This window comes from Oryzibacillus soli (assembly GCF_051594765.1).
Lineage (GTDB): Bacteria > Bacillota > Bacilli > Paenibacillales > NBRC-103111 > Paenibacillus_AR.
The window spans coordinates 290,929-313,884 of sequence record NZ_JBPPGJ010000006.1 but is presented as its reverse complement, the minus strand read 5'-3'; the positions used below and the strand labels follow the sequence as shown (position 1 = coordinate 313,884).

Below are 22,956 nucleotides of genomic sequence, written 5' to 3'. Positions count from 1 at the left end.
AACATTTCTAGGTTTTCAATACGTTTTTCATAAGGGCTTTAAGGGGTTCATCCGATTTCCTCGAAGGGGTTCACAAGGGTGGCGGGAAGGCTGGGTTTCGTCGATTGGTACAAGGGAAAGTCCCTTCAACCAATCGGCTTTACCAGTCCTTTCCGCCTTTCCAATGTCTTTATCGGATGAATCCCTTCATTGCCCTTATATAAGTATTGAATATCTTGATGGGTAAAGACCTTAAGACGATTTCGTTCAGGAATCCCTTGATCTTGAACCCCATCGTTTTTAAGAATCAAGGTTCCGTCGAACGAGATGATTGCTCGCAGTCCATCTCCAGTCGGGTTCTTGATTCTCTTGGGGGTCAAGATCTTGATTCCTGATGGGCTTTCTTCTTTAGGTTCTGGACAATTGCAGATAACTGCTTATTTACGAAGTTCACAAATGCAGATAATATTCGATACGACACTGCGCTTTTCCTTTATTTGTAACTAACTTGCTTTATTTTGAGCTAAACTGCCGTTAGCTTAATGTAATGCCTTGTCTCAAATTCTTACTCTAAGTCAGAAGGGTTGTTCGTTTAAACGAACAACCCTTCTCTTATTCATTAACTAACTATACTTCCCATTAACAAACTTTATTTTCCCGAATCAGCAACCGCTTTCCCCCCTCTTGTATTGGTATTTCATTGGTGCTATATTGGTATTAAATTGGTTCTATAGTTAGGGGATTGCGTTTGGAGAAAAAACCATTACTTAAAGAGAGACTGACGGAGGAGCTCCGGGCCACGATCCTGCGGCTGCAGCAGCAGAAGGAACACGTGAAGATCGCCACGGAGCGCGAGCTGGCGGAGGAGTGGGGCGTAAGCCGGATCAGCGTCAGGGCGGCCATCAAGTCCTTGACGGAGGAGGGCTTGCTGGTCCAGATCCAGGGCAAGGGCACCTACGTGTGCCCCAAGGCATCTGTCCGGCCGCTGTATCTGCTCTGTCCGTCGGAGATGAAGACCGATGACCCGTACTACAGCCGGTTCCTGCTGGAGGTGTCCGCCGCATGCGCCCGGAGGTCCATCCCCTTCGCGATGGTGGACCCGGAGCAGCACGCGGGTGACCGGGACGGCATCCTGCTGGTCATGGGTATCCCGGATTCCGGCCGGCTGTCCGAGATGATTCCTCTGTATTCCCGCGTCGTGCACCTTCAAGGCGGCGATACGGTCCCGGAGGCGGGACTGCGGCTGTCCTTCGATGACCGCCTGATCGGCAGGCAGGCGGCGGAGCGGCTGCTGGAGCTGGGGCACCGGAGGCTGCTGCACTTGGCCGGTCCGGCCAAGTATCCCTCCGCCTCCGACCGCCACGCCGGATTCCTGGAGCGGCTGGCGGAGGAAGGCCTCCGGCCGGAGATCATTACCGGCAAGATGAACTGGGCCGGAGGCTATACGGCCGGCGAAGCTGTGCTCCGGCTGCTCTCTTCATTGGAGCCGCCCACCGGCATCTTCGCCGCCAACGACTGGATGGCCGCGGGCGCGGCCCAGAGGCTGAAGGAGCATGGAGTGCGCATTCCGGCGGACCTCTCGGTCATCGGGTGCGACGATATTCCGCTGGCCTCCGATTTTACCCCCACGCTGGCAACCTTCCGTCTCGATATGAAGGAGCTGGTGGATGCGATGCTGGAAGCGCTTCAGGAGCCGCACCAAGGCACACTGCCCGGCAAGCTTCAACTGCTGCCCGCCCGGTTTATTACACGGGATTCCCTTAGGAACCCGTCCTTATAAGAGAGGAGCAATTATCCATGGTTCAAGCCAAGATCCTTACCGACCGCACCAAGGGCAAGATCAACCGCGCCATCTACGGCCACTTCGCCGAGCATCTGGGTCGCTGCATCTACGAAGGCATCTGGGTGGGCAAGGACTCGCCCATCCCGAACACCGACGGCATCCGGGACGATGTAGCCGCCGCCCTGAAGAATCTGAACATTCCCGTGCTGCGTTGGCCGGGCGGCTGCTTCGCCGACGAGTATCACTGGCAGGACGGCATCGGCCCTGCTGAGCAGCGCCCGCGGATGATCAACACTCACTGGGGCGGCACGGTGGAGAACAACCATTTCGGCACCCATGAATTCTTCCGCTTGTGCGAGCTGATCGGAGCGGAGCCGTACGTCAACGGCAACGTCGGAAGCGGGACGGTCTATGAGATGCAGCAGTGGGTGGAATACATGACCTTCGACGGTGAGTCTCCCATGGCCAACCTTCGCAAGGCCAACGGCCGGGAGCAGCCATGGAAGATGCGTTACTTCGGCGTTGGCAATGAGAGCTGGGGCTGCGGAGGCAACATGCGGCCGGAATATTACGCGGATGAATACCGCCGGTACGCCACCTACGTCCGCAACTACGGCGACAACAAGGTCTACAAAATCGCCTGCGGCGCCAGTGACTTCGACTATAACTGGACCGAGGTGCTGATGCGCGAAGCCGGACGCTTCATGGACGGACTTTCCCTCCACTACTACACCCTGCCGACCGGCGTCTGGAAGGACAAGGGATCCGCCACAGAGTTCGGCGAAGCCGAATGGTTCACCACCCTGAAGCGGACCCTGCGTATGGATGAACTCCTCACCCAGCACTCTGCCATCATGGATAAATACGATCCGGACCAAAGAGTCGGCATCATCGTGGACGAATGGGGCACCTGGTACAATGTGGAGCCGGGCTCCAACCCGGGCTTCCTCTATCAGCAGAACACCATGCGCGACGCCTTGGTGGCCGGCATCAACCTGAACCTGTTCCACCATCATTGCGAGCGAGTCCACATGGCCAACATCGCCCAGACCGTCAATGTGCTTCAAGCCATGATCCTGACGGAAGGCGGCAAAATGATTCTGACCCCATCCTACCATGTGTTCGAGATGTTCAAGGTGCATCAGGATGCGGAGCACATCCCGGTAGAAATCGAGTCTCCGCTCTACACCTTCGGGGAGGAGAGCATTCCCCAGCTGTCGGTCTCCTGCTCCAAGGATGCGGCCGGCAAGCTGAACCTGTCCGTCTGCAACCTGCATCATGCCGAGGGGGCTACCCTCCGGGTGGAGCTGTCCGGCACTGCCGCTTATTCTGCTGCAGAAGGCCGCATCCTCGCCCATGCGGAGCTGAATGCATATAACACATTTGCCGAGCCCGGCAAGGTACAGCCTGAAGCACTCCGGAGCATCCGCCTGGAGAACGGAGTATTGACGGCCGAGCTCCCCGCCGCTTCCGTCGCCGTCATCACGCTGTCCGCCTAATATGGACCTGGAGGAGGACGATCCCATGGAAGCCAGACCCGGGTGCCGCAACTGCACGGACCCGCTCCCCGAGCATGAGCTGGAAGCCGGGATGGAGCGTCTGTGGTCCCGCATGAAGCTGAAGGACGGAGAGGCCGTGCCGGATCAGGAATATGAGAGGCGCCTGGCCCTCTGCCACAGCTGTGACGCCTTGACCGGCGGCACCACCTGCCGTTATTGCGGCTGTCTGGTCAAGTGGCGCTCCAGGCTCACCGCCTCCTCCTGCCCGCATCCCGGCTCCCCCCGCTGGTAAGCGGTCAATACAAGAAGCTCCTTTCTGGTCCGCCGTTTGGCGTGCAGGAAGGAGCTTTTTGGGCGTTGTAGGCTACAGCGGAGTATGTTTGTACCGGTACGGCGTGATCCCGACCTCCTGCTTGAAGATCCGGATGAAATACGAGGGATTCGGCATCCCGATCCGCTCCGCAATCAGCTGGACCGGCCAGTCCGTGGTCCGGAGCAGACTGCAGGCCTGCTTGATCCGCCGGGCCGTCAGATAGTCGGAGATGCTGCTGCCGGTTTCTCTCCGGAAAATGCGGGAGACGTATGTCCGCGAGAGATGCAGCTCGTCCGCCAGCTGTTGAAGCTCGAAGGGCTCCGTATAATGCTCCTCCACCCAATGCATGATGCGCTCCGAATACAGCCGGGCTTGGGGAGCCGACTCCCGTGCCGTTCCATCCTCTCCATGCAGCGCGGACCGGATACAGGTCATGAGCTGAAGAAGGAACAGCGCCCCCTGTTCCTCCCAATGGCGGGAGGAGGCGCTGTAACGCTGGAAGCCGTCGTACAGCCCGCTGATATAGTCCAGATCCTCCTTAAAGTCGTAGGCCTGCTGCGTGACCAGCCCCTGCCGCATGGCGGTCAGCAGCTTGTTCAGCTGAGGATAAGCTGAGGTGAACGGCTCCAGGGCTGCCGGGTCGAAGTGAAAGATGGATCGCTCGTAAGGAGCCTCCTCCACTTCGGCATACACCTTGTGCAGCTGAAAGGGCTGGAAGAAGAACAGCATCCCCGGCCGGATGTCGTAGGACATCTGGTTGACAATGACACGGCCCGTGCCCCGATGGACGAATAGGAGCTCTCCGCCCTGATGCCAATGGTAATAGCCGTCGAAATCCTGCTCCGACCATCTGCGGTGGGTCCAGATGTACGGTTTTTGGTTGAAGGAGAGCCGGCTGAACAACGATTTCAAGCGTTTCGCCTCCCGGATAGAGAGCAATAGAAGAACATTTTATCCTATTTTACTGCAACATTCCCTTTGTCCGCCAGCCTACAATGGAGACATACGATGGACGAGGAGGACATACACATGGATGCAGCATATTGCTCCGACGTGATGAAGCGTCTGGAGAGCAAGGTCGAACGGATGATTGTTCAGATCGGGGGCAAGTCTCCCCATGTCGCAAGAGAAGACGGAATCTATGACGACCTGAAGCCGGACTGGTGGACCTCGGGCTTCTGGCCGGGTCTTCTGTGGCTCATGTACGACGTAACCGGCAAGGACCTCTTCAAGAATGCCGCTTGGGGCTGGGATGCCAGGCTGGAGGAATGCTTCCGCAGATATCCCTGCGAGCTGCATCACGACGTGGGCTTCCAGTTCCTTCCCACAGCCGTCATCAAGCACAAGATCACCGGAGAACAGGAGGGGCTGCGGATCGGTCTGGAAGCCGCCAACTTCCTGGCGGGACGCTTCAACCCCGCCGGCAATTTCATCCGTGCGTGGAACGGCAGCCATCTGGGCTGGGCCATCATCGACTGCATGATGAATATCCCTCTATTGTTCTGGGCGACCGAAGTCACCGGCGATCCCCGGTATAAGCACATCGCCATCCGGCACGCCGATACGTTCCTCCAGTACGCCGTCCGCGACGACGGCTCCGTGTGCCACATTCTCTCCTTCGACCCGGAGTCCGGCGAGTTCATCGAGCCCTTGGGCGGCCAAGGCTATTCCCCTACCTCCGCCTGGAGCCGCGGCAATTCCTGGGCGCTGTACGGCTTCGCCAACACCTACCGGTACACGGGCGACATTCGTTACCTGAACGCAGCCAAAAGAATCGCGCATTACTTCATCGCCGCGCTTCCGGAAGACCATGTTCCCCACTGGGATTTCCGCGTGGAATCCCTCGAGAGCGAAGAGCGCGACACCTCGGCAGGCGCCATCGCCGCCTCCGGCCTGCTGGATCTGGCCGAGCTGGTTCCCGCCGCCGAGAAGCGGATCTATGCCGGGGCCGCCCACCGCATGCTGCAATCCTTAACGGAAACGTATGCGACCTGGGAGAAGCCGGATCATCAGGCCATTCTCGTCGAGGGCACCGGCCACAAGCCGGCCAAGAGCAACATCAACGTCTCCCTGATCTACGGCGACTATTATTATGCCGAAGCCATGGCTAAGCTGAATGGCTGGACGAGACGTATCTTCTAAAACACTCTTTCAAGCAGCCGCTTCCCTATGGGGGCGGCTCTTTTTGTTCGAAATTTCACATTCCCAGCCATTTCCCACAGCAAATAGTACAAAATAACTAATTGAACGATGTCGAATTGTGTTATAATTTGCAAGTTCCTATCCTTATTTCCCCATTACAGCTAAGAAGGTGACGTATTGAGAAAGACTTGGAAGCCATTCCTCCTTGCCACTACGGCCTGTGTACTGATGCTGGGAGCCGCCGGATGTGAAGGCCAGACGGATTCCGCTTCATCGGCGGATGCCGTTAAACTGAAATTCATCTGGTGGGGCAGCCCCCAACGCAAAGAGCTGACCTTGAAGGTCATCGACTTGTACCAGAAGGCCCATCCGAATGTAAAAATCGAGACTGAGGATTACGCCAACGCTACGGCCGTCGCTACACAGTTAGCGTTGGAAACAGCCGATCAGACGACCGCAGACATCATCCAGGGGGATTACAGCTTTATCTTCAACTACATCAATAAGGATCTGATCGAACCCCTGAACCCTTATACCAAGAACAAGATCCTGGACATCTCCGACATGGATCCTGCCTATCTCCAGCCCGGCTCCAAGGATGGCCAGCAGTATGCGATTCCCATGGGAACCAATGCTTTGGCCATCGCTTATGATCCCGCCCTGTTCGACCGGGCAGGGGTTCCCCCGCTGGCAAACGGGTATACCTTCGACGAGCTGTACGCGACCCTGAAGAAGCTGAAGGAGAAGATCAACACCCCGGATTTCTACCCGCTGGATAACGCTATCGACGTATCCTATTGGCTGCGCACCAAGGGGGAGTCCTTGTACAATAGGGGCGGTACGGGACTGGGCTACTCGGATCCGAGCATGGTAGAGTACATGTCTACGGTGAAACGTTGGACGGGGGAAAAGCTCTTGAATCCCAAGGTTGACGTCAGCCCTCCGACCATCGGGGCTAATAACTCGTTGGTTCTGGGCAAAACCGCCTTATTCCCGACAACCAGCAACCAAGTCGTCGCATTGGGCAATATGGCCGGCAGAAGCATCAAGCTCTTGAACCTGCCGACTTATTCGGGAGCCAAGGAAGGCAACTTCGTGAAGCCATCCCAGTTCCTTGCCGCTTCGGCTTATTCCAAGCATCCGGAGGAAGCCGTAAAGTTCATCAGCTTCTTCATCAACAGCCCGGAGGCTAACGACATTCTGAACGGGGAACGCGGTGTTCCGATTCCTGCCAAAATCTCCGACCGTCTGATGCAGAAGGCCGACGTCCAAGCCAAAGAGCAGTACACGCACATGGCTTACGTGGCCAAGCATTCCTCTCCTATCGATCCGCCCGCGCCCAAGCAGGCGGGAATTGTCAGCAATCTGCTTCAGCTGAAGCTGAATGATCTGATTTCCGGTGCTCTGTCCCCGGAGGAGGCGGCTCGGTCGTTCCGTCAAGAAGCCGAGAAGCTTTTTGACCAAGGAGGGACCGGCAAATGATGAAGCGTTGGAGCGAGCTCTGCATCAAGCATTGGAAGTCATTCTGGACCAGCATGACCATCAGGAAGCGTCTCTATCTGGGCTTCGGAACCGTATTGGCCCTCCTAGCCGTATTGGGAATCATCGCCAACTTCGATATCAGACATGTGAACAATACCTACACCGACCTGCTGAACAACCGGATCAAGACGATTAACCTGACCAAAGACCTGGACACCATCATTGAATCCGAGCATGCCGCCGTGTCCGATTATCTGGTGCTCTCGGAGAAGAAACGTTTGGATTCCTATCGGGACCTGCGCACCGCGTTCAGCCGGGTCCACGGCCAGCTGCTCGGCATGATCGACGACCGGGACCGCAGGCAGATTCTGCATGGATTGGATCTGCTCCAGGAGCAGTTTATCAGCTTCTCCGATCAGATGATCGATGCCAAAGGGAAAGGCCGGCAGGACCTGATCGAACAATCCGCCGCCAAGCAGCGGGAAATCGTGGATAAATTCGCGCAGGTGTCCTCCCGCTTCGTGGAAGCCGAGCAAACGGCGGCAGCAGCCGAAATTGAGCAGGCCAAGGGCACCACCCGTTCGTCTCAAATTGCCATGGTGCTGATCACCCTTCTGTCCTGCGCCGTCGGGCTCGTAGTGGTCTTCGTCATCAGCAGGCAAATCTCACGCCCGATCGCCGCCCTGCAAGCGGCGGCATCCCAAATCGCGGCCGGTGACCTGAAGGACACGACCATCGAGGTCCGGAGCCATGATGAGCTTGGAGAGCTGGCGAATGCCTTCAATCTGATGTCCGGCAGCCTCCGGCAGCTGATTGAAGAGATCGGGAATCATGGACAGCAGGTTGCAGCGGCCTCGGAGGAGCTGTCGGCGGGTGCCGAACAGACCAGCAAGGCAACGGAGCACATCGCGATGATTACGGAGCAGCTGGCCCAAGGCTCGGAACGCCAGGTAGCCAGCATCACCGAAAGTGTGGATATGGTCCACCGGATGGATGACGAAACCATGCAGATCGCTAGGAGATCGGACCTCGTCATGTCCGCCACCCAGCATACCTCCGATATGGTGGTTGAGGGCAGTGAGGCCGTTCGGACCGCCATCAGCCAGATGTCTGCCATCCAAGCCCAGATGAACGATATGTCCGGGGTTGTCCGCTCTCTCGGCGAACGCTCCGAGCAAGTCGGGGCCATCATTCGAATTATCACCGACATTGCCAGCCAGACCAACCTGCTGTCGCTGAACGCCTCCATTGAGGCAGCCCGTGCAGGGGAGGCCGGCCGCGGCTTCGCCGTAGTCGCATCCGAGGTCAAGAAGCTGGCCGAGCAGACCGCCGCTTCGGGCAAGCAGATCACGGAGGTAATCAAGGCCATTCAACAGGATACGCAGCGGAGTGTCCGGAAGGCTTACGAGAGCGAGCAAGAGGTGCTGGCCGGCATTCAAGCCGTGTCGAGAGCAGGCGAAACCTTCCAGCAGATCGAGAAGGCCGTACAAGCCGTGTCGTCCGAGATGAAGGATATCACAGTGGGCTCCAAGGTCATGTCTACCAGAACCCAACAGCTGGTTCTGGCCTTCGACACCATCTCCTCCGTCACGGCCATTACCTCGGAGGGCACGCAGAGCGTATCCGCCTCCGCCGAAGAGCAGTTGGCCACTATGGAGGAAATTAACGGTTCGGCCGCTTCTCTCTCCAGAATGTCCGAGGACCTTCTGGCGCTGATCAGCCGGTTCAAAATTTAATGCCACACCCAAAAGCCCCTGCCTCGAGTGACGAGGAACAGGGGCTTTGTCATGGGTCGCTGCTTATTTGAAGAACCGGTCCTTGATGCGGCTGGCTACCTTATCCGGGGTGAAGCCGTACTCTTCGATGACCTTGCCCGCTTTGGCGGAGGCGCCGAAGGTGCGGATGCCAATGACGAGGCCGCCGTTCTCCAGGACGCTGTCCCAGCCCGCCGGATACGCCATCTCCAGAACCGCGTTGGCCTTCACGTCCGGCAGAACGATGCTGCGGCGGACGTCCTCCGGCTGGCGCTCGAAGAGCTCCCGGCTCGGCATGCTGATGACGCGGGTCTTGATGCCTTCTCCGTCCAGCTTCTTCTGGACCGCAAGTGCCAGACTCACCTCGGAACCTGTGGCGATCAGCTGCAGGTCCGGCTTGCCGTCGCAATCGGAGAGCACGTAAGCACCTTGTGCCACATGGGCGAAGGCCAGCTCCTCGGTGCCCGGCAGCACCGGCAGATTCTGGCGGGTCAGCGCCAGGATTACCGGGCCTTGGCTCAGCTGCATGGCGTACTGCCAAGCAGCGGAGGTCTCGTTGGCGTCGGCCGGCCGGAACAGGGTGGAATCCGGAATCATCCGCAGGGACGGAATCTGCTCGATCGGCTGATGGGTCGGACCGTCTTCGCCGACGGCGATGCTGTCGTGGGTGAAGACATACACCACCGGCAGCTTCATCAGAGCGGAGAGGCGGATGGCCGCCTTCAGATAATCGCTGAACACCAGGAACGTACCGCCGAACACCCGGACGCCGCCGTGCAGAGCCATGCCGTTAAGCGCGGCGCCCATGGCGAACTCGCGGACGCCGAACCACAGGTTGCGGCCGTCATATTGCTCTGCGTTGAAGTCCGGCAGCCCGTTCATATTGGTCAGGTTGGAGCTGGCCAGGTCGGCGGAGCCGCCCAGGAGCATCGGAAGCTGACCGGCCAGCGCGTTGATGGCCTTGCCGGAGGCGGTACGGGTGGAAATCTCCGCAGAGCCGGCCTGATAACGGGGCAGGGAGGTCTCCCAGCCGCCCGGCAGTTCCCCGGATACGGCCTGCTTGAACTGGGCCGCAAGCTCCGGATACTGGCTCTCGTAGGCGATCCACAGATCCTGCCACAAGCGCTCCTGCTCCCGGCCGATCTCCTTCACGGATTCGAAGTGCTTGTAGACCTGCTCAGGCACATAGAAGTCCGGTTCCAGCGGCCAGCCCAGATTCTCCTTCGTCAAGCGGAGCTCATCCTTGCCCAGCGGGCTGCCATGGGTACCGCCGTGGCCTCCCTTGCCCGCCTTGTTCGGGCTGCCGTAGCCGATGGTGGTCTTGATCTCGATCAGGGTCGGACGGCCTGTGTCGGCCTTCGCTTGCCGGATGGCTTCCCCGATGGCGTCCACATTGTTCTCCTCTTCGACGCGCAGATACTGCCAGCCGTAGGATTCGAACCGGGCCTTCACATTCTCGGAGAAGGACATGGACAGCTTGCCGTCCAGGGAGATGTCGTTGGAATCGTACAGCACCACCAGCTTGCCCAGCTTCAGGTGACCGGCCAGAGAGGCGGCTTCGCTGGAGATGCCCTCCATCAGACAGCCGTCGCCGACGATGGTGTAGGTATGGTGGTCCACGACCTTGAAGCCGTCCCGGTTGTACACGGAGGACATATGAGCTTCGGCCATGGCCATGCCCACCGCCATAGCCAAGCCTTGGCCCAGCGGTCCGGTTGTGGCTTCCACACCGGAAGTATGGCCGAATTCGGGATGTCCCGGCGTCCGGCTGCCCCATTGGCGGAATTCCTTGATGTCGTCCAGCGTGACATCATAGCCGCACAGATGCAGCAGGCTGTACAGCAGCATGGAGCCGTGGCCGGCGGAGAGAACGAACCGGTCCCGGTCGGCCCACTTCGGGTTGGACGGGTTATGCTTCATATACCGGGTCCAGAGGGTATAAGCCATCGGAGCCGCTCCCATGGGCATGCCGGGATGGCCCATGGCCGCTTTCTCGACGGCGTCTATGGTCAGGGTGCGGATCGTATTGATGCTAAGCTCTTCAATAGTACGTGTCGCTTGCATGGATCAAGCCTCCTATAAAATGAAATTGCAGATTATTCCTTCCTTCATTATAATGGGGCTTAAACCATATATAAAATTGATATCTTAAATACTTCATATAGGCGGTGTCTATACCTATGATGAATTGGGACCTCTACAAGGTGTTCTGCTGCGCCGCACGGACCGGAAGCCTGTCCGAAGCCGCCAAGCAGCTCTATATCACCCAGCCCAGCGTCAGCCACTCCATCAAGCTGTTGGAGGACCAGCTGGGTCTGCAGCTCTTCTCCCGCGTCCCCCGCGGAGTGGAGCTTACCAAGGACGGCGCCGTCTTCTACTCGTACCTGGAGCACGCCTACAACTTCATCACCTTGGCGGAAGAGAAGATGAAGGAGCTGACCCACTTCACAAGCGGGGAGATCAAGATCGGAGGAAGCGATTCGTTATGCAAGCACTTCCTCCTTCCCTACCTTGAATCCTTCCATTCGGAATACCCGGATATCCAGATCAATCTGGTTCACGGCACCACCCCCGAGATCGTCAAGCATCTGAAGGAGGGGCGGATCGATCTGGGCATCGTCCGGATGCCCGTATCGGATGAGCAGCTCCAGATTACGGAGGGCATCATGCTGCAGGATTGTTTCGTCGTCGGACCCAAGTACAAGTTCCTGGCAGAGCGCGCTGTTTCCATGGAGGAGCTGCTGCAGTTCCCCATTATCCTCTTCTCCAGCAACAGCAATTCCCGCCGCTTCATCACCAGCCTGTTCCAGGAGCGGGGCTTGTCCCTGGAGCCCGAGATCGAGCTGGGAAGCGTGGACCTCCTGATCGAGTTCGCCAAGATCGGCTTCGGCGTCTCCTTCGTCACGAAGGAGTTCATTAGCAAGGAGCTTCGGGAGGGCGCCCTGTTCGAGGTGATGCTGAAGGAGCCCATTCCCTTTACCAAGACCGGTATCGTCACCTTAAAAAAAATGCCGCTGTCCCAAGCCGCCAGCGAATTCATCCGGAGAATGAGGCTTCCTTCCGAAGAGGAGCCCTCCGTCACGTGAATCATTCTGTAGTAAAAGACACATAAAATCGGTATTCCCGGCTACAGAACCCATCCCAACGCATCAGGTATAATCCGTTCATAAGCAAGATTCCACCGCATCCTCCTGGAGCGCATCCGTCTCTCCTCTGTGCTCTCATGCGGTGCCGGAGCTTCCGCGCTCCTTCCCCGCCTTGACGCCATAAAGCCCGCCGGAGCAAACGCTCCGGCGGGCTTTCCCCGTTCTGTTCATCCCGATTATTTCCCGGGAATTGACACAAGCTGTCGAATAATGGCTTGGACGATTAGGATTGCATCTTGCGGTGGACCTCCCGGTATTGTCCGGGGGTCATATCCTCCTGCTTGCGGAAGGAACGGATGAAGTTCTGCGAATTCTGATACTGAAGCTTCTCGGCAATATCCTTGACCGTCATATCCGTCTCGATGAGCCACTTCTTGGCCATGGTAAACCGGAAAGCGGACAGATAATCGCTGAAGGTCTGGCCCGTCTCCTTGCGGAAGACGCTGCTCAGGTAATTCGCGTTATAATGAAGCTCCGCAGCCAGCTGCTCGATGGTCAGCGCCGTATCGAACTGCTTGTGGATCCGGTCCAGGATCGTCTCCGAGATGCTCTGATATTGGGATTCCTGGCGCTCGCGGAAGATGGCGATGAGCGGAGATACGATCCGGCCCCAGAACCATTCCTCGATTTCCTTGGCCACCGGAAGCCGGTTCAGCTCATCATAGAACGACTCACCGCCGGGATTCAGCTGATTCAGGCGGATGCCCGATTCCTGCACCATGGCCAATATATTATTCAGAAGCTTCACGATGGGAACCTGATATTCCTGCGGCGTCAGCTCATGCTTGAAGATGCTGGACATCAAGCGGCTGAGCAGCTCCCGGGCTTTCTCCGGATCCGCCAAGCGGATGGCGTCGAACAGCTCGCTCTCCGTGAGCCATGGGTAGTCCAGGCTCCGCTGATGGCGTCCTTCGTTCATGTTGGAATAGTTGATGATGACGCCTAGCCCCAGATGAATCCGGTGCTTCAGAGCCTCCAAGCCTTCGCGGTAAGCTACCGGCGTATGCTTGATGTCATCGAACGGCATACTGATGCCAATGCTGACCTTCAGCTTCAGGATGTTCTGGATCACCTGCTGGATGGATTCGGTCAACGAATAGATCCAAGTGTTATAATCGTCCGAGACCTCCTCCGCCATCCCGACGAGCAGGGCCACGGTCTGGTCGATCGAGACGGGTACCAGCCTGCGGTCTTCGGGAATGAGCTCCTCTACGATATTCCGGATGGCGAAGACCAGCAGGTCCATGTCCTCCTTCCGGTAGGTGGTTTCCTCCAGGGTATCGATCTGAACGGCGATGACCGAGTGGGTCTTCCAGTCGGCCAGGCGTTCGTCGAAGTCGAACTGCTCCATTTTCTCCTGAATATCCGTTCTGCGCATGGTTCCCTGGAACAGCTTCATCAGGAAGAAGTCCCGGGCCTGCTGCAGGTAGCGGAAGGATTCCTGCTCCAGCTGGGTCTTCGACAGGAACAGATCCTGCACCCGGCTGCTGATCATATCGAACTCATTCACTCTGGTCCCCGGGGCTTGCGGATTCTTATCCGCGATCTGACGGACCAGCCGCTGGATTGGCGAGTACAGGCTCCTGGAGAAGAACCAGGCCACCGTCATGAACAGACCCGCGATCAGGACGGAGAGGAAGATGGTGAAGTTGCGGATCTTCACGGCCTCCTCGGTCAAGCTGTCGATGGAGATGATGGATACGTACACCCAATTGTTCGTCGACGACCGGAGGTAGGTAGCGGTGTAGTCCTTGCCGTCGGCCTTGGTCTGGAACTGGCCGCTTGTGTCCTTGAAGATCATCGTATTGGGAATGAATCCGGTATTCATCGCGTATTTGCCGATCATCTGGGGATCATTATGGTAGACCACCCGGTCTTGATCATCCAGAATCATGACGGTCTCATGCTCCCGCGGCGTATAGTTCAGGATGCTCGGCATGGAGCAGGACGAGATATTGGCGAACGCCATCCCCGTCTTGTCCGGAGAATGGGCGGGCAGCTTCTGGACGAGGCTGATGGTATACGGGCAGCTGTCCAGGTTGGCCTTCATCTCGCTGTAGAACCACAGACTCGGGTTCAGCACCCAGGAGCTGTTCTTCGGCAGCATCATCTGGTTGCCGATCTGCGCATGCTGGAGGTAGGTATCGAATTGATAGAATCCGGAGTTCTTCATCATCCAGTTCATCTTCAGGTTGACAATGGCTACGTCCTCCAGATTCGTATAGTACGTCTGGGTATTCAGCAGCTCCTTGCGCAAATCCTGATATAAGATGAAGTCCTGCTCCGTTAAGGTATCGCTGAACACCCGGGACATGACGGTGGAATTCACCAGCTGGTTCAAGGCGTGCTGGACCGTCTGCAGGGTCTGCTCGACATTGGAGTTCATCTGGGTCAGAATCTGATGCTGGCCCAGGTTTACTTGCTTTTGTATCTCACGAGAGGAATTCAGATAGGAGAAAAATCCGATAAACATGACCGGAAGGATACAAACCACGCAGCTGAATAGTGTCATTTTTGTTAAAAAATTGGATTTTCTCATCCTATTTCACCCCCTACATGCATACATTTATGATCGGATCACTCTATTGTACCAATTTGCCATGACGAATAGCAATGTGCGTTTTATGACATATTAATAAAAATTCTCAGAAGACCTTGTTTCTTTTTTCGTGTACAATTATAGTAGAGTGTACTTTATCGAAGGGTCTGAGAACCAAGATGAATATTCGTCCGAAAACACACGTTTTGGCCCTCATTCTGATCATCGTCTTGTCCTTGATCACCGTCTCTTGCACCAAGGAAGCGGTACCGGCACCGGAGGAAACCGGGAAGCCGCTGAAGGGACTGGCGAAGCTCAGTATGATGGTGCCGCTGCACCAAGAGAAGGCCCCGCCGGCCAGCCTCATGAGCGAGCTGCAGGCCCGGACCGGCGTAGAGCTGGATATCCAATGGATTCCGGATGACATCTACTCCAATAAATTCTTGAATGCGCTGGAGACCAATACACCGCGGCAGGTGGTCTTCGTCAAGCCGGTGGATTTCACGGCCGTTAAGAGCGCCATCCGTTCGAATATGTTCTGGAGCATCGGGCCGTACCTGGACCACTACCCTAACCTGAAGACGCTTAACAAGGCGGTACTCGAGCAGACGGCCGTGGACGGCAAAATCTACGGGCTCTACAACGAGCGCCCCGAATCCCGGCAGGGACTCATCATCCGCAAGGATTGGCTGGACCGGCTGGGCATGAAGGCCCCGACCAATCTGGAGGAGCTGTACCAGGTGATGAAGGCCTTCACCGATAAGGACCCCGATGGCAACGGCAAAGCCGACACCTTGGGGCTGACCGACCGGAACGACCTTTACTACGGCGCCTTCAAGACCTTGAGCTCCTACTTCGGCACCCCGAACTCCTGGTCCATTAAAGGCGATACCTTCGTACCGGAATTCGATACGCCCGAATATATGGATACGATGAATTATATGAAGAAGCTCTATAATGAGAATATCATAAATAAGGACTTTCCCGTTACAAGCAAATCGGTGCAGCGCTACATGATGCTGACCGGCAAAGCCGGCATTTATATCGGAAGCCTGGCGGATGCCCCCCGGATGCAGGAGGAAATGAAGCAGGTCAATTCAGACGCGGAGGTCATCGTGCTGAACCGGATCCAAGGCCCTAAGGGCTACGGGGTCTGGTCCATACCGGGCTATAACGGATTGTTCCTCTTCTCCAAGAAAGCCATCCCTACGGAAGACGCCTTGAAGCAAACCCTGGCCTTCTTCAACCGCAGCATGGATAAGGATGTCAGCAATCTGATGCTCTACGGCATCGAGAACAAGCATTACATCTTGAAGAACGGCCTCGTCTCCTCCCCTTCCCCTCTGGTGGAGAAGATGAACAACGAGGTGAAGCCTCTTCTGTCGCTGATGGTGTCCAACATCAACAATCCGAATCTGTTGAAGCTGTCCCCGGAGGGGATGGACCCGCTGGTTCGTAGAGTCGACGAGCTCGTGGCCGATAATTCCAGCTTTCTGATCCGGGATCCTTCGGTGGGCCTCTCCTCCGACACCTATGACGCGCGATCCATGGAGCTGAACGCCATCATCTCCAACGCCACCTACAATTACATTCTCGGCAAGATTGACGCAGCCGGCTTCCGCAACGAAGTTGCCATATGGAAGCAGCGCGGCGGCGCCCAGGTCATCCAGGAGCTGAGCGACGCGTACCGTCTGACGAAGGCTGCCAAATAAGCACGAAACTCCGACAAACACCGTTCAAGCCTTAGGCTTGGCGGTGTTTTTGCGTTTGTAACACCTATAATCATTAGTTCGGATTTGGGATTCTCGGGCTGAGCGGACAGCCAGCCGCCATCTTTTCAGCCACTTACGGACCCCATGGCACACCACCCAGAAACAAGAGAATGATTATTACCTTGCATCTAAGCTATAATCATTTCGACAGGAAGCAGCCGTTTCGATATTATTCGACACATTTTCAATCGGAATTGGCCGTTGCTCTTTGATTCACAAACGTATGAGACAGGGATTATTCTCGGAATCCGGCGTCATGGGTATAGTTAGAGGCGTAGACAGCAGACACCGCTGAATAGACAATTGAAAACGGAGGAAGAGAAAACATGGCACAAATGACCCGCAAGCAGTGGCTAAGTGTATTTTGCACCTTGGCAATGGCAGGCAGCGTACTGGCAGGCTGCGGAAGCAAGGACTCCTCGACGGGGGACAGCGCCTCTCCGGCGGCTACCCAATCTGGACCTGTAAAGTTTACCGTAATGGCGAACCTCCAAACCACCGAAGTACCTTCGGACAAACTGGAGAAGCTCATTGAGCAGAAGACCAATTCCGAGATGGACATCCAATGGGTTCCGGACGGTTCTTATGATGAGAAATTCCAAGCAGCCTTCGCAACCGGCGCTCTTCCGCAGGTCGTGTACCTGAAGAACTCCGCATCCTTCATTCTGATGCGCGACGCTATCAAGAACGGCCAGTTCTGGGAAATCGGGCCTTTCCTGAAGGATTACCCGAACCTTGCCAAGCTGGACTCGAAGGTGCTCGACAATACGAAGGTGAACGGCAAGATCTACTCTCTGTACCAAGAAAGACAGCCGGCCCGTGCAGGCATCATCTTCCGGAAGGACTGGATGGATAAGCTGGGCCTGAAGGCTCCGACTACTCCGGATGAACTGTACAACGTGCTGAAGAAATTCAAGGAAGCCGACCTGGGCGGCGGCGGCAAGACCATTCCGCTGGCTGACCGGAACGATCTGGTATACGGCGCATTCAAGACCGTCTCCATGATGTTCGGCACTCCGAATGGCTGGGGCGTTGCAGACGGCAAGCTGGTTCCGGAATTCACAACGAAGGGCTACATGGACACCCTGAACTTCTTCAAGAAGCTTCGCGAAGAGGGCCTGATCAACCAAGACTTCCCGGTTACCTCCAAGACCGACCAGCAGAACCTGATGTACACCGGCCGTTCCGGCATGTACATCGGTACCATGGGCGACGTGAAAAACATGTATGACAAGACCATCAAGAACGTTCCGGATGCAACCTTCGAAGTATCCAACGATCTGAAGGGCACTGACGGCAAGAACATCACTTGGGGTCTGAGCGGCTACGGCACCGTGGTCATGTTCCCGAAGACCTCCGTTAAGACCGAGAAGGACCTGAAGGCGATTCTGGGCGTCATGGACAAATTCCTGTCTCCGGAAGTGGCTGACATCATCAAGTACGGCATCGAAGGCGAGCACTACACCAAGAAGGACGGCAAAGTCGTCGTGAACCCCGATGCTAAGCTGCTGGAGAAGGAAGTCAGACCGTACCTGAACATGGCTCTGTACGACACCACCAACATCACGCCTTCCTTCTACTCCTATCAGCCGCAAGAGAAGGCTAACGATCTGTCCAATGCCGCTGTGAAGTTCATGGTTACCGACCCGACCGCAGCACTGGATTCCCCGACCTACACGGAGAAGGGCGCCCGTCTGCAAGAGCAAATGAAGGACGCCACTTACCAGTACATCATGGGTAAGATCGACGCCGCAGGCTACCAGAAGGCTATCGACAAGTGGAAGAACGACGGTGGTCAGAAGATCATCGACGAGTACAATCAGTCCTACGCAAGCGCCAAGAAGTAATCGGGATACACCAGGAACGTCAGGCCGCCCCGCGGCGGTCTGACCGACCTGCCCCCGTTGCTGAATTGCCTATAACACAGGAGAAAGGATGTATCCGTTATGAACAATACAGCTGCTCAAACGGGGTCGGTCCCTTACAAGGAAGCCAGAAGCGCCTTTTGGAAAAGGGTTATCCGCAACCGTAGCATCTATTTCATGATTTTGCCGGGTCTGATTTACTTTATTATCTTCAAGTACATCCCCATGCTGGGCCTGGCCATTTCCTTCCAGGATTATCTTCCCTTCAAGGGAGTCACAGGCAGTGAGTGGGTGGGCTTCAAGCACTTCGAGCGTCTCTTCTCCGACCCGGAGTTCTGGACCATCTTCAAGAATACGCTGGTCATCTTCGTAATCAACGTTACGTTCTACTTCCCAGTTCCGATCATTCTTGCCGTCATGCTTAACGAGGTCGGCAGCAGTCTCTTCAAGCGTGCGCTTCAAACGATCGTCTACATTCCCCACTTCTTGTCCTGGGTTATCGTCGTGTCCATCTCCTTCGTTATGTTCACGATGGACGGCGGTATCGTCAATGAAGTCTTGACTTCTCTGGGCTTCCAACCGATCAACTTCCTGATGAACTCCGACTGGTTCCGTCCGATGTACATCATGCAGGTTATCTGGAGAGAAGCTGGCTGGGGCACCATCGTATATCTGGCTGCAATGGCTTCCATCGACCCGGGTCTTTATGAGGCTGCCCGGATGGACGGCGCCGGACGCTTCCGTCAAATTTGGCACATTACGCTTCCCGGCATTCGGAACGTGATCATCGTCCTCTTGATTCTGAAGGTCGGCAGTGTTCTTGATACAGGCTTCGAACATATCTTCCTGCTGCTTAACTCCATGAACAAGAACGTCGCGGAAATCCTCGACACCTTCGTGTATACAGCAGGCTTGAAGCAAGGTCAATTCAGCTTCAGTACGGCTGTCGGTCTGTTCAAATCCGTCATCGCTCTGATCTTGGTCATCGGCTCCAACAAGCTGGCTAAGAAATTCGGCGAAGAGGGCGTATACTAAGATTCTCCCAAGGAGGTTCATACGATGCATAGCGATAAAACCCTCGGCAGCAGGATGTTCGACATCGCCAATTACCTATTGCTTACCATTATCGGGCTTGTAACCATTCTTCCTCTGATTCACGTATTGGCCGGTTCCTTCACCACCGCGGAAGAGATGGCCCGCAAGCCGTTCGTTCTGTTCCCGACCGTGTGGACCCTGAGCGCCTACAAGTACATCCTGTCCACCGACGCGCTCTTCCGCGCCATGGGCGTATCCATTCTGGTTACCGGTCTCGGCACGTTGATCTCGATGGCCCTAACTTCCTTCATGGGTTATGGTCTGACCCGCCGCGATCTGGACGGACGCAGAATCTTCAACCTGATGATCGTCTTCACCATGCTGTTCAACGGCGGCTTGATTCCTTCCTTCCTCGTCGTCAAGAACCTGCATCTGATCGACACCTACATGGCGCTGATCTTCCCGGTTGCCATCAGTGCATACAACCTAATCATCCTGAGATCCTTCTTCGCCGGCTTGCCGGACGGTCTCGAGGAATCCGCCAAGATCGACGGCTGCGGTGACTGGGGCATTCTGTTCAAGATCGTGCTGCCGCTGTCCCTGCCGGGCTTGGCCACTATCTCCCTGTTCTACGCCGTAACCTACTGGAACTCCTACTTCAGCGCCATCATGTACATCAACAAAGCCAACATGTGGCCGATCCAAGTTCTGCTGCGTCAGATCGTTATCGCAGCTTCCGGTATCGCGGCCAACACCGACACCGACTTCGTGAAGCCGCCGGAGCAAACCATCAAGATGGCCGTTATCGTCGTATCCACGATCCCGATTCTTATGGTCTATCCGTTCCTTCAGAAGTACTTTGCCAAAGGCGCGCTGGTCGGCTCCATCAAGGGCTAATCCCCTGGAGTCACCTGCAGCATTCATTCAAAAAGACCGTTTCCGGTTATCCGGAAACGGTCTTTTTTGGCCTCGTAGTCTATTAATCATTCCACAGCTTCACGCGGTCCTTCACCAGCTTGGAGAACTCCTTGTTCATCTTGTCGACGTTGGCCTTCTCCAGATCCTTCATGAAGGTATCCCATACGGCATCGAATTGGTCCGGCTTAGCCAGGATCGCCTCCGGTATTCGCTTCTTCATAATGTCCTGACTCTTCTGGAAGATGACGTTGGCATCCGAGCCCGTCTCCAGACTCATGCCCCAAGCCACGCCGTATTTGCGGACCGGGAACTGCTTCTCATCCGGCCAGAAGTCCTTGTAGGTGCTCTTGCCGTAAGCCTTCAGCGTGTCTTTGTCAGCCTGCGTATAGGCCGCCTGCACCTGCTCCGGGAACGTCGTCGTGTAGTAGTTGCCCGACGAATCCTTCACGCCGTCCCCGTAGCGGGGGGCCAGAAGATAGTTGCCGATGCCCGTGCTCTTCTTGAAGCCGTTGGCATCGTTGGTCTTCCGGTCCTGGACCTCCTTCGGGATGACCCGCTTGCCATTCTCGATCTTGTAATGCACGCCCTCGACGCCCCAGTTCACCAGCACCTGGCCTTCATCCGACGCCAGATAATCGAGGAACTGAATGAGGCGCACCGGATCCTTGGCCGACTTGGTGATGCCGATGCCGTATCCGGCCATGTAACCCGTCGGAGCGAAGGACATATCCTTGTACTTCTCGCTGAAGGTTACCGGGAGCCGCGCATAGGTCAGGTCATGCTTGCCTTCCTTCTTCAGAACATTCTCGGCTTCCTCGTAGTCCCATTTCTGATCGATCATCCCAAGGACCCGGCCAGAGGCGATCTTGGCCTTGTACTGGTCGTACTTCTGTACGAAGCTCTCCCGGTCCAAGAGACCGATGTCGTTCATATGGTTCAGCCAGCGGAAGTACTCCTTCTCCTCCGGCCGCTGATAGTGAAGCTTCACGTCATAGGTGCTCTGGTCGATGTAATATTCGCCGTCGTCCGGAGCTCCCGTCGTCAGGAAGGCCGGGTTGGTGGTGGAGATCAGAATCTGCCATTCCCCGGCGTTCAGCGTCATGGGAATGGTCGGCTTGCCGTCCGCCGTGGTCGGGTGCTTGGCCACGTAAGCTTTGAGCGCGTTCTCATAATCCTGTACCGTCTTAATCTGCGGATAGCCCAGCTCCTTCAGTACCTGATGCTGGATCTGAAACCCGCCGCCGGCGTCGAAGTACGTCTGATCCACCCCTGCGGAGGGAAGGATATAGATGGATTTGTCCGCGTTGCTCCAGCGAAGACGCTTGAAGTATTCACCGTACACCTTCTTGATGTTCGGACCGTACTTGTCGATGAGCGGGGCCAGATCGATTAGGGCACCGGCGTCGATCAGCTTCTGGGCGTTGCCCTTGGGCATGACCAGCTCGGGGAAATCGTTGGAAGCGACCATCAGGGAGAACATATCCTCGTCCTTGCCGCCCACGGGAAACTCCTGCTTCAGGGTGATGCCGGTCTTCTCCTTGATGATCTTGCCGATCTCGCTCTGCATGTCGTCCCAGCTGGGGTTGGTGTCGCCGGAGGCCATCCGAATCGTGATGGGGTCCTTCTTGGCCGCCGCGGCGGAGGATGCCGCGGCTGCGGTTGGAGATGTGCTGGAAGCCGTCTCCCCGGAATCATCGGAGCTGCAGCCAGCCGCTGCAACCAGGGATCCCGCCAGGACAACCCCGGCCACCTGGGTCCATTTGTACGTCATATTCTTGCCTCCCCTTCCATTTTACAGTTCGTTGTATCCCACAGGATTCCTGTTGGTACCGTTAACTTTTTACAGCTCCCAGCGTCATACCCTTGACAAAATACTTCTGGAGGAACGGATACACCGCCAGAATGGGTACGGTTACCACGATCGTGATGGCCATCTTGATCGATTCGGGGGAGACCGAGGACAAACTCTGCTGGGCGTTCGGGTCCCGGTAATTGTCATTGCCGGACTGGGTGGATTGGATGACCTTCATCAGCTCGTATTGCAGCGTCGTGTTGTTCGGCTTGGAATGATTGTACAGATAGGTGTCGAACCAGGAATTCCAGTGGCCCACCGCCACGAAGAGCGCCACGGTGGCCAGCACCGGCTGGCACAGCGGCAGGACGACTCTCCAGAAGATGGTCCAATCGTTGGCCCCGTCGATCTTGGCCGATTCCTGAAGGGCGTACGGAAGCCCGTCGATATAGGAACGGATGATGAAGACATTCCATACGCTCATGATGCCGGGGATGATATACACCCAGAAGGTGCCCATCAGATGCAGATTCCGGATCAGCATGTAGGCCGGGATCAAGCCCCCCGAGAAGTACATGGTCAGCGCGAACAGGAAGGAGAAGAATCTCCGAGCCTGGAACTCTCTGCGGCTCAGCGCATAGGCGACCATGGAAGCCGAGAGCACACCCAGCACCGAGCCGAGGACGGTCCGGATCACCGAGTTCCGGAAGCCGGTAAGGAGCCCCTTGAACTCGAAGATTTTCTCATAATTCTTCAGGGTGAATTCCCTCGGGTACACCGTGATGCCGCCCCGGACCGTGTCCACCGAATCGTTCAGCGAGATGGCCAGCACGTTCAGGAACGGATACAGGGTCACGATGCCCACCAGAATCATCAGCACGTACAGCCCGATGTCGAACACACGGTCCGACCGGCTTCGTTGAACCACGCCTTGCAT

At 56.4% G+C, this 22,956-nt stretch carries 16 protein-coding genes; 11 read left to right on the top strand and 5 right to left on the bottom strand.

All coding sequences use genetic code 11. The features are described from left to right. Positions 1–727: 727 nt before the first annotated feature. From ACSEXW_RS10685 to ACSEXW_RS10675, 3 genes are read left to right on the top strand one after another with little or no spacing between them, the layout of a single operon-like run. Entirely contained in the window at positions 728–1,759 is a 1,032-nt protein-coding gene (locus ACSEXW_RS10685; protein WP_438446118.1) for a LacI family DNA-binding transcriptional regulator, read from the top strand. 17 nt (positions 1,760–1,776) lie between these two features. After that, a complete protein-coding gene (locus ACSEXW_RS10680) occupies positions 1,777–3,261 on the top strand; it encodes an alpha-N-arabinofuranosidase (protein WP_438446117.1) in 1,485 nt (494 codons plus the stop codon). A gap of 25 nt (positions 3,262–3,286) precedes the next feature. Then, entirely contained in the window at positions 3,287–3,553 is a 267-nt protein-coding gene (locus ACSEXW_RS10675; RefSeq protein WP_438446116.1) for a DUF6171 family protein, read from the top strand. 72 nt (positions 3,554–3,625) lie between these two features. Here the strand turns inward: ACSEXW_RS10675 and ACSEXW_RS10670 are convergent, their stop codons facing one another. Then, positions 3,626–4,486, bottom strand: coding sequence for a helix-turn-helix domain-containing protein (locus ACSEXW_RS10670; protein WP_438446115.1), 861 nt, complete (start codon positions 4,484–4,486; stop codon positions 3,626–3,628). A 117-nt stretch (positions 4,487–4,603) separates the two neighbouring features. Here ACSEXW_RS10670 and ACSEXW_RS10665 point away from each other — a divergent pair, with 117 nt between their 5' ends. The 3 genes from ACSEXW_RS10665 to ACSEXW_RS10655 all read left to right on the top strand — a co-directional run bounded on the left by ACSEXW_RS10665 (position 4,604) and on the right by ACSEXW_RS10655 (position 8,934). Further along, on the top strand, positions 4,604–5,716 hold the full coding sequence (locus ACSEXW_RS10665) for a glycoside hydrolase family 88 protein (protein WP_438446114.1): 1,113 nt from the start codon (positions 4,604–4,606) through the stop codon (positions 5,714–5,716). A 177-nt stretch (positions 5,717–5,893) separates the two neighbouring features. Continuing rightward, positions 5,894–7,198 carry an ABC transporter substrate-binding protein gene (locus tag ACSEXW_RS10660; RefSeq protein ID WP_438446113.1) on the top strand — a complete coding sequence of 435 codons (1,305 nt, stop codon included), beginning with the start codon at positions 5,894–5,896 and terminating at the stop codon, positions 7,196–7,198. Next, on the top strand, positions 7,195–8,934 hold the full coding sequence (locus ACSEXW_RS10655; RefSeq protein ID WP_438446112.1) for a methyl-accepting chemotaxis protein: 1,740 nt from the start codon (positions 7,195–7,197) through the stop codon (positions 8,932–8,934). The genes ACSEXW_RS10660 and ACSEXW_RS10655 overlap by 4 nt, the downstream gene beginning before the upstream one ends. Positions 8,935–8,997: 63 nt before the next feature. On the opposite strand, the gene tkt is transcribed toward ACSEXW_RS10655, so the two are convergent. Further along, entirely contained in the window at positions 8,998–11,016 is a 2,019-nt protein-coding gene (gene tkt / locus ACSEXW_RS10650) for a transketolase (protein WP_438446111.1), read from the bottom strand. Positions 11,017–11,132: 116 nt separating this feature from the next. On the opposite strand from tkt, the gene ACSEXW_RS10645 reads away from it, so the two are divergent. Next, positions 11,133–12,038 carry a LysR family transcriptional regulator gene (locus ACSEXW_RS10645; protein ID WP_438446110.1) on the top strand — a complete coding sequence of 302 codons (906 nt, stop codon included), beginning with the start codon at positions 11,133–11,135 and terminating at the stop codon, positions 12,036–12,038. A gap of 283 nt (positions 12,039–12,321) precedes the next feature. Here the strand turns inward: ACSEXW_RS10645 and ACSEXW_RS28575 are convergent, their stop codons facing one another. Continuing rightward, on the bottom strand, positions 12,322–14,637 hold the full coding sequence (locus ACSEXW_RS28575; protein ID WP_500797271.1) for an AraC family transcriptional regulator: 2,316 nt from the start codon (positions 14,635–14,637) through the stop codon (positions 12,322–12,324). A 179-nt stretch (positions 14,638–14,816) separates the two neighbouring features. On the opposite strand from ACSEXW_RS28575, the gene ACSEXW_RS10635 reads away from it, so the two are divergent. From ACSEXW_RS10635 to ACSEXW_RS10620, 4 genes are all read left to right on the top strand, one after another. Beyond that, a complete protein-coding gene (locus ACSEXW_RS10635; protein WP_438446109.1) occupies positions 14,817–16,349 on the top strand; it encodes an extracellular solute-binding protein in 1,533 nt (510 codons plus the stop codon). A 386-nt stretch (positions 16,350–16,735) separates the two neighbouring features. Further along, the gene (locus ACSEXW_RS10630; protein ID WP_438446108.1) at positions 16,736–18,256 is read left to right on the top strand and encodes an extracellular solute-binding protein; all 1,521 of its coding nucleotides are present in this window, start codon (positions 16,736–16,738) and stop codon (positions 18,254–18,256) included. A gap of 99 nt (positions 18,257–18,355) precedes the next feature. After that, a complete protein-coding gene (locus tag ACSEXW_RS10625; RefSeq protein ID WP_438446107.1) occupies positions 18,356–19,309 on the top strand; it encodes an ABC transporter permease in 954 nt (317 codons plus the stop codon). A gap of 24 nt (positions 19,310–19,333) precedes the next feature. Then, complete coding sequence (locus ACSEXW_RS10620) at positions 19,334–20,206, top strand: carbohydrate ABC transporter permease (RefSeq protein WP_438446106.1); 873 nt, start codon at positions 19,334–19,336, stop codon at positions 20,204–20,206. An 82-nt stretch (positions 20,207–20,288) separates the two neighbouring features. Here the strand turns inward: ACSEXW_RS10620 and ACSEXW_RS10615 are convergent, their stop codons facing one another. Together ACSEXW_RS10615 and ACSEXW_RS10610 are read right to left on the bottom strand one after the other, a co-directional pair. After that, entirely contained in the window at positions 20,289–21,998 is a 1,710-nt protein-coding gene (locus ACSEXW_RS10615) for an ABC transporter substrate-binding protein (protein WP_438446105.1), read from the bottom strand. Between the two features lie 61 nt (positions 21,999–22,059). Continuing rightward, a complete protein-coding gene (locus ACSEXW_RS10610) occupies positions 22,060–22,956 on the bottom strand; it encodes a carbohydrate ABC transporter permease (RefSeq protein WP_438446104.1) in 897 nt (298 codons plus the stop codon).